This window comes from Halalkalibacter akibai JCM 9157 (assembly GCF_000513135.1).
Classification (GTDB): domain Bacteria; phylum Bacillota; class Bacilli; order Bacillales; family Bacillaceae_D; genus Halalkalibacter; species Halalkalibacter akibai.
The window spans coordinates 1-10,355 of sequence record NZ_BAUV01000079.1; the positions used below are offsets into that span (position 1 = coordinate 1).

Annotated in this window: 7 protein-coding genes, 1 rRNA gene and 1 pseudogene; all 9 read right to left on the minus strand. The window is 36.3% G+C overall.

Annotated elements, in window-relative coordinates; all coding sequences use genetic code 11:
- Positions 1 to 497: 497 nt before the first annotated feature.
- Positions 498 to 2,165 carry a ribonuclease J gene (locus JCM9157_RS21810; RefSeq protein WP_035668325.1) on the minus strand — a complete coding sequence of 556 codons (1,668 nt, stop codon included), beginning with the start codon at positions 2,163 to 2,165 and terminating at the stop codon, positions 498 to 500.
- A 196-nt stretch (positions 2,166 to 2,361) separates the two neighbouring features.
- Positions 2,362 to 2,892 (minus strand): hypothetical protein, encoded by a 531-nt coding sequence (locus JCM9157_RS21815; protein ID WP_052013310.1) that lies wholly within the window; start codon positions 2,890 to 2,892, stop codon positions 2,362 to 2,364.
- A gap of 60 nt (positions 2,893 to 2,952) precedes the next feature.
- Positions 2,953 to 3,921 (minus strand): 2-hydroxyacid dehydrogenase, encoded by a 969-nt coding sequence (locus tag JCM9157_RS21820; protein ID WP_035668328.1) that lies wholly within the window; start codon positions 3,919 to 3,921, stop codon positions 2,953 to 2,955.
- A gap of 365 nt (positions 3,922 to 4,286) precedes the next feature.
- The gene (locus tag JCM9157_RS25855) at positions 4,287 to 4,823 is read right to left on the minus strand and encodes a CueP family metal-binding protein (RefSeq protein ID WP_173401266.1); all 537 of its coding nucleotides are present in this window, start codon (positions 4,821 to 4,823) and stop codon (positions 4,287 to 4,289) included.
- 515 nt (positions 4,824 to 5,338) lie between these two features.
- Positions 5,339 to 6,867, minus strand: a pseudogene (locus JCM9157_RS26170) (spore germination protein).
- Positions 6,868 to 6,870: 3 nt separating this feature from the next.
- On the minus strand, positions 6,871 to 8,061 hold the full coding sequence (locus JCM9157_RS21840; RefSeq protein WP_035668337.1) for a Ger(x)C family spore germination protein: 1,191 nt from the start codon (positions 8,059 to 8,061) through the stop codon (positions 6,871 to 6,873).
- A 15-nt stretch (positions 8,062 to 8,076) separates the two neighbouring features.
- Positions 8,077 to 9,204: a GerAB/ArcD/ProY family transporter gene (locus JCM9157_RS21845; protein WP_035668340.1), complete on the minus strand. Its 1,128-nt coding sequence runs from the start codon at positions 9,202 to 9,204 to the stop codon at positions 8,077 to 8,079.
- Between the two features lie 21 nt (positions 9,205 to 9,225).
- A complete protein-coding gene (locus JCM9157_RS21850; RefSeq protein WP_035668342.1) occupies positions 9,226 to 9,429 on the minus strand; it encodes a hypothetical protein in 204 nt (67 codons plus the stop codon).
- 707 nt (positions 9,430 to 10,136) lie between these two features.
- Positions 10,137 to 10,252, minus strand: a 5S ribosomal RNA gene (gene rrf / locus JCM9157_RS21855).
- Between the last annotated feature and the right edge of the window lie 103 nt (positions 10,253 to 10,355).

Sequence of the window (10,355 nt, forward strand, 5' to 3'; positions counted from 1 at the left end):
CCTGAGCCAGGATCAAACTCTCCATAAAAGTGTTTGATTTGTGCTCATAAATAATAATGATTCAATTTTCCATTCGGAAAATTACTTTGACGAGAAAAACATGTTTTCTCTTTTCGCTTGGCTTTTGTTCAGTTTTCAAAGAACTCACTCGCTACTTATTCATCAGCAGCAACACTTATTATCTTAACATAACTTTCAATTCTATGCAACAACTTCTCGAAAAAATTTTAACTAGAACTTTTTTTCGAATGAGAATATTTAATAACATGCTATAAATAACACTATAGCACAATAAGGAATTCCACGCAACAATAAAGTGAATATAATGTTTTGCGGCTAGATTTATTAATCTACCATAGTCGATAACTAATAGCAATAGCAACATCAACAAATATCCTCCTAACATCTCTCCTTCTTTACTATTATTAATTACCCTCTCTAAACACAAAAAGAAAATAGACAACAATTTATCGTCTATTTTCTTATTCTTGTAATGATCAAATCTCAATAATGATAGGAAGAATCATCGGTTTTCTTTTTGTATGAGCAAACAGATATTGTCCCACCGTTTTTCTTAAAGTCTGTTTCATCACATTCCATTGATATTTGTTTTCTTCCATTAAATCATTAACCGTTTTTTTAATTAAACGGTTCACTTCTCGTTGAAGCTCTTCCGAATCTTTAGTATAAACAAAACCACGAGAAATCACATCTGGGCCTGAAACAAGCTTCCTCTCTGATTTACTCATTGTTAAAACCATAACCAGCATCCCATCTTCTGAGAGTTGTTTGCGATCTCGCAGAATGAGATCACCTACATCACCAACACCAAGCCCATCTACATAGGTGTTACCAACTGGGATTTTACGAGTCTGATGAGCAATTCCTTTTTCAATATCAACGACATCCCCATTGTTCATAATAAAAGTGTTACCCTCTGTTACTCCAACAGATTCTGCTAATAACCGATGGTGATGAAGCATGCGAAATTCACCATGAACTGGTATTAAATATTTTGGTTTCATAAGCGTTATCATTAGTTTTAGATCTTCTTGATAACCATGGCCTGATACGTGCATGCCTGAAGAGCTTCCAGAACCATAAATGACATTTGCTCCACGAGCAAATAAATTATCAACAATACTTGTAACACTACGCTCGTTTCCTGGGATAGGCCCTGCTGCAAAAATAACCGTATCACCAGGTAATATCTCTACCCCACGAAAGTTGCCAGTTGATAAACGCGCAAGAGCTGCCATAGGCTCCCCTTGACTTCCTGTACATAAAATGGCTACTTTTTCAGGAGCCATTTCATTAATTTGATTCTGGTCTATGATCATCCCTTCAGGTACCTGTAAATACCCTCTTTGCATAGCAACCTCTACAACATTTACCATACTTCTTCCTAGCAATGCTAGTTTACGCCCTGTTTTTCTCGCTGCGTCAACCACTTGTTGAACACGACTAATATTTGAGGCAAATGTTGATAATATCACCTTACGCTCCGCCTTCATAAAAGCCTCATCCACATGTGCACCTACCATTTGTTCGGACGGGGTAGCACCTTTACGTTCTGCGTTCGTACTTTCAGATATCAAAAGCAGGATACCTTCTTTTCCAATCTCCGCCATCTTATGTATGTCTGAATGCTCATTATTTGCTGGAGTTAAATCAAATTTGAAGTCACCTGTATGAACAATCCGTCCTTCCGATGTATCAAAGACAATACCTAAGCAATCAGGAATACTGTGCGTCACCTTAAAGAAGCTCGCCTGAATGTCGTTAAAGTCTAATTTTGAATCTGAATTAATTTCAACTAACTCTATTTCATCCAATAGTTTATGCTCTTTCAATTTCAACTCAATTAGACCCAAAGTAAACCTAGTTGCATAAACCGGTACATTTAACTTTTTCAAAAAAAACGGAATGCCTCCAATATGATCTTCATGACCATGTGTCACAATTAACGCTTTAACCTTTTCTTTGTTGTCTAATAAATACGAAACATCAGGAATAATTAAATCAATTCCTAATAAGCTTTCATCTGGAAACTTGTTTCCACAGTCGATAACAATGATATCGTTGTTACATTCAATCGCGTACATGTTCTTCCCTATTTCATTCATGCCACCTAACGCGAAAATAGATAATCGATCCTGACTCATCTTCACAAACCTCCTATAGAACGGAATAATAATGATCTTAATATGCCCATTCCGTAGTCGTTTATGAGTTCTACAGAAATCTGTTTCCTTTATTCGCCAAACAAATGCACAACTCGGTCAATTCGAATTAGTTTTCTAAAAAAAAAAGAAAAAAAAGGTAAACAAAGCAATTAATATGCTTTACTTACCGTTTTCCTTAAACCCCTCTACTAAACTCCAGTAACAGTGATATTTCAAGTACTTGAATTTGTCTTAAAACTTCTGCCTCGGGTGATGACTCTAGCTCATTAGAAACAACATGTTCAACAGCATCAATAAAGCGATATGGATCCCAAGCGCCCCATGATTTCACCTCTTTTGAAAGTTCACTTGCTTTTTCGTACAGGACAGGCAAAATCGCATGATTACCAGTAGTACGGAACCAATACTTTGCATTACTGAAATCTCCTTCACGACGATGCATAATCCCGTGCCAATAGCTTCCTAAATCTTCGGACATATTCTGAGAGATCGTATGCGAAAGATCTAGCTCATCATTCCACAATAATAGACCAGATTTAACAGCATCACCAGCAAGTAGTGAAGGATTCTCTCTTTCTGTAATTTCTTGATTTGTTAATTTCATAATATCGTCAGTTATCTTTACATCCCAAGCTTTATCCGGGCAAAGAGGCGGTAAAGGTTTTCTATTGTTAAGCTGTTGAATTACCTCAGTTATAGTAGTCATCATCAAACTCTCCTTTAATATTTTATCAAAACTTATTCTTCTCCTCTTTACTTTCACTGATTAAAAGTCCATCTTTAATTCACTAATCAAATTTTGCGGTTTGTTACCAGTTAGCCCTGCAACAATATTTTCCGCTGCTAACATTTGCATCGCTAATCTTGTCTTCTTTGTAGCCGATCCAATATGCGGGAGGGTCAGCACATTTTTCATTTTTAATAATTCATTATCTTTATCAATTGGTTCTTTTTCAAAAACATCAAGACCAGCTCCTGCAATTTGTTTTTCCTTTAACGCCTTGATTAAAGCCTGCTGATCTATAACCTGTCCCCTCGCACAGTTAATAAAGATAGAATCCCGTTTCATCAAGTCAAACTCTCTCTTCCCTATTAAATGAAGGGTTTCCTTTGTCAAAGGTGTCATCAGTACTACAAAGTCAGATTGTTTTAGTAATGAATCTAACTCTTCATACCGAATACCTAAGTCTTCTTCAACCTCTTTATTTTTAGTGCGATTATGATAAATGACATTCATGCCAAATCCAAGCGTTGCTCTTCTTGCCACTTTTTGACCAATTCTCCCTAAACCAACAATACCCATTGTCGCCCCGTAAACATCTTTTCCGAACAGACTCTCTTCATCATCCTTATTCCACTCGCCTTTTTTCACGTACTCATCTAGCTCACTAATTCGACGTGCCGACGCTAAAACAATAGCAAAAACTAGATCTGCCACTGTTTCATCGAGTACTTCAGGTGTATGGGTCGCCATAATCCGATGTTTTTTTATTGCCTGAACATCATAATTGTCGTAACCTACCGCAATATTGCTGACGATTTTTAACTGATGAGCTTTCACTAAAAGCTCATCATCTACTTTTACTTTCGTCGTCAACAACCCATCATACTCTCCAATCTGTTCTATCAAATCTTCACGTGGTAATTTTTCGCTAACAGTATAATCACAAAAGGAGGATAAATAATTTAAGACTTGTTGATCCAACTGTTTCGTTATCAAGATTCTTGGTTTCATTCAACTCACCTCTAAGCTAGGTATTTAATGTCCGATTTATGTATTATTTTTCAATATATATATAAAACCTCTTAAATTTACCTTAGTTTAAAATCACTTGCGCCCCATTCCTCCTCCATTACTCACTTTTTCCACATCAAAAACAGGGTAGCAAACACTCCCGCTCTTTTTAATACTTCTACGCTCTATGCCATTTACCTTTAAATAGTTAAGCTTCAATTAGTTATATGAAAAATTAAGAAGAAAATTTTTCAGGTAATAATAACTTTTCAAAAGAATTACTAGTAGTAAAGTACACATACACAGAAAAAAACTCAGTTCACACGAACTGAGTTTCCATTTATTCATCTAGCAAAAGCATTCCCCTACAAGAACTGCATTGTTGTAATGCACGTATTGTCCCCTTCAAATGTAGATAGTTGAGACTCTACTACTTTATCTTCATGAGTAATCATTACATTATACTTTCGGTCACGTGGTAACCATAAATCAATAAAGCCGTTGGCGTGTGATGTAACCACATCATCTAGGACCACATTGCCTTCCTCGTCTTCAATATATATATAAAATTCTTCGTTAACTAACTCTCCTTGACAACCTGTCAAGTTGTGAATAGCTCAAGTATGAGTATTTTCAACATACGGCGCTATAGAAACAAAGAATTCTTCTTCAGGTAAGTCAAATGTGACCTTACTTGCTGAACTATCTGTCACAATTAATTGATGCGACGTAATAGAAGCTGATTGGCTCTGTATATTACCTAAACTAAAGTCTTGTACCAACTCTTTAATGTTTTCAACATCCATTTCTTTCGTCAGGTCACCTTCGTTATTTGTCGAAAAAACGAAAACTGCTAGGGCAACGGAAAGCAATCCAATAACTGCAAGGATCTTCATTTTCATTTGTTGTTCTCTCCCTACTATTATATTTATCTATTAATACGTACTTACAACAACAGTTTAACACGAATACATTTGTTTCTATGTGAAACTTTAGGCAATGCTATGAACATTTAACTGTTTAATATGTGACTAATCAGCGTTAGAGTTGATTTACTATCCTGTTTTCCTTATATACTACCCGATTTCCCCTTTTTCTATCGAACAACTTTTCTTACTATTCTCAATCAATTTTTACAATTGATATAGTTTTGGGAATTTGAACACAATAGATAATCGAGTAGGAGGGGTGATTAACCCCCGACCTCTCACATTACCGTACGTAAGGATCCGTCACCAGAAACACCCTTGCGTTAAGCTACTGCTCTTTCTGTCTTCACAGTTCGGTACTTTCACCCTACAGATTGCACCATGCTTAACGCACAGTAAAAAAGCATTCCTCATTAAGAACGCTCTCAAACTAACTCTAATAAAGCCCAAGCTCTTTTTTTCACTTTATTAGGTTTAGTTTGTGTTATTTACATTTCCTTTTTCTTTTTATCCAATATTTTTGGCTCAGCTGGTCGATTCTTCAAGAGAACAAGTGGCGCACGAATCATTAGATCCAACCACTCCCCAAACTTATACGGAGCAAATGGTGAAGTATAATAACTGCCAAAACTCCTTAAGCCAACAAGATGAATATTTATAAGGATATACGTAATAACAATTCCATATAAGCCGAATAAAGCTGCCGCTATCATAACTGCAAAACGCAATAACCGAAATGTAATACTCACATTATAGGCAGGAATAGCAAACGATGCGATCGCCGTAATTGCAACGACAATCACCATTACAGGACTTACAATCCCAGCACGAACAGCTGCATCTCCTATAACTAGACCTCCCACAATTCCAATGGTTTGACCGATAGGACGTGGCAAACGAATCCCTGCTTCTCTTAGTAATTCAAATGTAATTTCCATTAAGAATGCTTCAATAAAGGCAGGAAATGGAACCCCTTCACGAGTCCCTGCGATTGAAAGGGCAAAAACAGTAGGGATCATACCTTGATGATAAGACACCATTGCAATATAAAGCCCTGGCAAGAACACCGCCATAAATGCAGCTAGATAACGTAACAAACGGGTAAAGCTACTAATATGCCAACGATCATAATTATCTTCAGTCGCCTTCATTAAATCGCTAAAAGTAACTGGAGTCATTAAGATAAAAGGCGTACCATCTAATACAATAACGACTTTTCCAATCGTTAAAGCATTAATGGTTTTATCAGGTCTTTCCGTCCTCAATACTTGAGGAAAGGGTGATAGTACGTTATCTTCAATATATTGTTCAATAACACCTGTTTCCATTGTTAAATCCATATCTAGACAAGAGAGTCTATAACGCACTTCCTCAACGAGTTCTTGATTCGTAATCCCTTGATATATACGATTGCAAAATCAGTTTTTGAACGGCGTCCTAATTGACCAAATTGAACCGTTAGATTAGGATCTCTCAATCGTCGTCTAATCAACATCACGTTCGTATGGAGAACTTCATTGAAGCCATCTCTCGGACCCCGAACGATTACTTCACTTTCAGGTTCCTCAATCCCCCGTTGAGTAAATTGCCTTGTTTCAAATAAGATTAATTTATCCACACCGTCAATGACAAGAATCGTTTCACCTGATAATAAAGATAAAATCGCTTCATCGAATGTTTCCTTAACAGATATTTCAATAAATGTAACGACATCTGTAAATAAATAATCTAACAATGCACTAGTCGAGTATTCTTTATTGATTTCCGTGAAATAAATGAGAGGTTTTATGATATGTTCCTCAATAGCCGCATCAAACACTAAGCCATCCACAAAAAATAAACTTGCTTTTAATTGAGCATCTATCTTAAATTCTCTTTGAATAACGTCATCACTTTCACCCACAATATTATTAATGGATTCAATCATCGTATCAATATTTTTAGAGACTTGATAATTGTATTCGTCAGACTCCCTCTGTTTATCTTCACTTAATTTCTTTAATAGCCTTCTGTACATCCGTTACCTCCTTTCTTCCAATTCCTCGTTTGTCATATAATGACGTATTTCCACTTGTGTTTCTATGTTGATCTCGGCTTTTGAAAAAGCCCCATCTTTTCCATCCCAATTTTCTTTTACTTGCTGCCAGTGCGAAAAATCATTGATTCTCACTTCTTCGTGCAACTTAAAAATATCTGCATAAAATTCTGTCTGCATTTTTTTTATAATCTTAGTAGCTTGTCGTTCAATTTCTCTTCCGATTTCTTGCTCTAACTTCTGAAGTGTCTCCACCGAATCGAGATCGATATGATCTATCCAATTATCAACAAAGAATCCTTCCGATCGAATTTCAAGATTAAAGACATCTCTTCCTTCTATATGTGAATAATCAACATTCACTTGAGTAAAATCATTTTCGTAGACAAAAGGAATTTCATTTTCCCCATAATATGCTTCCAATGCTTCATTCTCCATTTCTCCTGTTACCCAGCCATACCCCTGAATATCGTACTCTCCAAGCAAACCTATCATTTTATTATTACTTCCCAAGAATATAGCCGCACCAGCTACCTTAAAATCATCCCCCTCTTTATCCACAATGCGTGGAACAATATAACTTTGCCCACTAAGCACATCCGTTATTAATTCTCCTATATATTTTTCCTGTGGTATACCGTGACCTCTTGGTGCATTTTCACTAATCATTTCAATAGACATAGCAGGCATCATTTCTAGTGGCAATTTTTTTTCTAAGATGTCATACCCTTGCCCTTCCGATATCAGAACAAGCATGTCCCTTCTCATTTCATGATCACGAGCAAAGAAATCTAGTAGATGATCCATAATCCCTTCTCGAGCTAATTCCTCATTAATAATAATTATTTTTAAGTGCTCGTAATTCATTGGTCGACTTCTTCTAGTTGTAAAATTACGATTTGTTTTAAAACTTGTCATTCCCATTGAGCTAATATTAAAAAAAGGTCCTTCATTACTACTCCCCCCCTCTCCCCCACTTTCAATTTCACCTGGAATGACGACTTGATTGGTCATTTTAAACATCCCTTTTGGAAGTTGCCTGCCCGTTTCTTTTCTATATTCATCTCTATCCATTTCACTAGCAGGGTCAAAAGCAGTTCCGATAACAAAACTAATCTCTTCAATTTCGTTTAAGTCCCAACACCCCCGATAAAAGAGGAATACAAAGGAGAACAAAAGCAATTTTCCTTCTCATTGCGACAACTCCCTACTTTTTGTCCTGTTCTTCTTGTTCCGCCTATACCAGATCGTTACATAACCAATTACTAAGCCGATCAAAATTAAAGAAGAACCTGTATAACTTAGCAACTCTCCTAATAGAAACACTTCATGAATTGAATTAGGAATAAATGCTATGCAATATGCAAAAAACGCTATAAAAGCAAGGATCCAAATCCCTTTTTTCTTTCGAATCAGTTCCGATTTAATAATTTGAAGCGCAAGAAGCTGAATCATTGCCATTGAAGTGAAAATAGCCATAATCCAAATTACAATCATGATTGGCTCAAACCTCTCGATCATCCCTTCAACAATCTCTACTTCTTTTGCTAATCCGAGTGCTGGGAAGACATTGTGCTTCACTCCTACAACTGACATGACGGTATACGAAAAAAACACAATCAGAAAGTACAATAGTGTCACAACAGCGATTCCTATGTTTAAAGGTCTTGCACGCAAATCATGTTTTTTCATATAGGCAAGCCAAAAAAACATTAATTCGAGACCTAGAAAAGAAGGCAAACTAGGTTTTATCCCTTCAACTACCGGCAAAATTCCCATCGACATAACCGGACGTATTTGCGAGATGTCTATATTTTCTACATTAAATAGAATTAACATTATATAGAGTCCCACAATAAAAGGGATAAACATTAAATTTAAATGGACAATCCCCTGAATACCTTTGGTTACTGCGTAAGTTGATGTTAATACAATAATCGCAAGTGTTATCTCAGGCGGGGTCCGGTCGAGTAAGTACATTCGTACTATAATGGTCAGCATGCGCGCTTCATAAGCTAAGAAAGTTACAAAATAGACAACAAATGTAAGAGCTAGTAATTTGGCAATCCATTTTCCAGCCCCCTTTTTCCCAAGAAATTGCAAAAGGGTCTGTTCCGGAAACTGCTTTTGTAAATGTACGAATATATAAACAATTCCCATGGCAATCACACCACTCAATAAAACAGAGATCCACCCATCTCCAGTTTCTATTGTTTCAGCTAATGTCCGTGGTAACGTTAAGATTCCAACAGCTAATAACATGGATATTAAAGTAATGGCCATTTCTATGGGAGAAATTTGATAATGTTCAGAGTTCATCACTTCCCACTCCTATATTAACTATGACTTTTGGTTGTTTTTTTCTTCTAACAACCGCTTTCTTTGAAGCTGGTTTTCTTGTTTCATCCAAGGTAACATTAATGTTTCCTGTAATAAACATGTTACATATTGTCCACCTAATATAACGATAACGATCCCAGCTCCATAAATAAATGCTGTTCCTGGTGGTAAAAAGCCTGTCACTCTATCTAAGAATTCTTGCATAGCATTATCACCTAAATGTATTTACTTTTTTTTAGGTTTTACAAATTATATAGGAAGTATGTTTATAATCTTGTGGCATTGCGAGCAAACATCTAGGGCTAATACTTAGTAAGAGAAAAGTAATCGAACAAAAAACAACATTTTATCTACGGCCGGAACTTACCAATAGTTATTTCAGGGATGAGGAACTAAAGTATTTTCTAGCGAGACAGGGGGCTTTTTAACATATATGCACAAATAGAATCTCTCATTTAATATGGTTTGATAGGTCACCATTAGAATACTTTGAAAAGCTCTTAGTTCAAATGTCAGCTACAGAAAATTAATATTTCATTTCCACAACCACCTGAATTTCTTAAAGAAGACACCTTTTTCGGTCCAGAATGCATTTTTAACTAATCTTCGCGCATGAGAGAGAACGATTTTTAAAATGGAACCTATAAACAAAGAGCACTCCGAACTCGGAGTGCTCTTTGAGGTATAAACTAACAAACTGCTTAGTTTCTACTACTCTTGCAATAATTCATTACTTGATTTAAAGACGGTGAATGTACGGTTTTTCTAGTTTTATAAGACAGAATCCAGATCTTTCAGTAAATTACAATCAAAGCTTTACTTTTACAACTTACGAAACACACACACTTCAGCGCACAATTATTCTGTTATGTATATTAAAAAGCCCAATCCATATGGATTGAGCTTGATCTGCCTGGCAACGTCCTACTCTCACAGGGGGAAGCCCCCAACTACCATCGGCGCAAAAGAGCTTAACGACCGTGTTCGGCATGGGAACGGGTATGACCTCTTTGCTATCGCCACCAGACTATATGGCATTTTATTAAAATGCTCGAACATCGGATTCCAAACAGGTATCTTAGTTCACATTAGAGAGATTTTCTCAAAACTAGATAATGCAAAATAGAAAC